This is a genomic window from Vibrio sp. 704, assembly GCF_033339295.1.
Map to the genome: position 1 here is coordinate 1 of NZ_JAWOUH010000340.1, position 776 is coordinate 776.

Genomic DNA, 776 nt, shown 5'->3' on the forward strand with positions numbered 1-776 from the left:
TGACAGTTTTGCTTTTTTGCATGCTCTAATAAGTGGATTAACATCACCATTCCTGCAGAGTCGACTCGTTCGATCTCTTCTAGTGAGCATTCCAGTTCTTTTTGCGACGGTTTCCACTGCTGGGCAAAGGCCCACAATGACGGCACTGAGTCTCTATCTAGCGCCCCCGTTAGTGTTAACGTATCTTGTTGCAACTGCCACTGTGCGTGAGACTGAGCCATTACTTTTTCGCCTCAAAGCGAATTGGCTCCGCTGCAAGTTTTTCAAGGTCTTGCGCTACCGCAAGAATACCGTCTTGGCGAATTTTGGTGTTCCACTCAGATTGCTTGCTTGAAAGCAAACTAATGCCTTCTGCAACCATGTCGAACGCTTCCCATTCGTCAGTTTTGTTGTCTTTACGCAGTTTAAATTCTAGTTTGATGTTTGGACGAGGTGCATCAATGATCTCAACTTTGATGCTGGTAATACGCTTAGAGTCGTCTAATTTCGGCTCTGGACCAAACTCAATTTGTTGATCGCTGTATTGCGTCAAGACTTGTGCGTAAGACGCAATCAAGTAAGCACGGAACGCATCGACAAACTCTAGCACGTCTTCACGTTTTGCCCCTTTCAAGTTAGGGCCAAGCAGTTTCAGTGCTGCATAACGGTCGTTGACGTAAGGCATCAGCTCTTGCTCAACAATCACCTTTAATAGATTAGGATCTTGTTTGATTTTTGGCTGTTCTGCTTTTAGTCGAGCAAATGTCACTTCAGCCACTTGCTTCATCATTTGATAT

The 776-nt window shown here is 44.8% G+C and carries 2 protein-coding genes; both read right to left on the reverse strand.

Annotation, left to right across the window (positions count from 1 at the left end; all coding sequences use genetic code 11):
• Window positions 1–221, reverse strand: a 221-nt coding sequence (locus R7R24_RS26325; RefSeq protein ID WP_318120065.1) for a lipid asymmetry maintenance protein MlaB, incomplete at its 3' end; no start/stop codon positions are given.
• Window positions 221–776: phospholipid-binding protein MlaC (locus R7R24_RS26330; RefSeq protein WP_318120066.1), on the reverse strand; the 556-nt coding region annotated here is incomplete at its 5' end. The genes R7R24_RS26330 and R7R24_RS26325, both read right to left, overlap by 1 nt.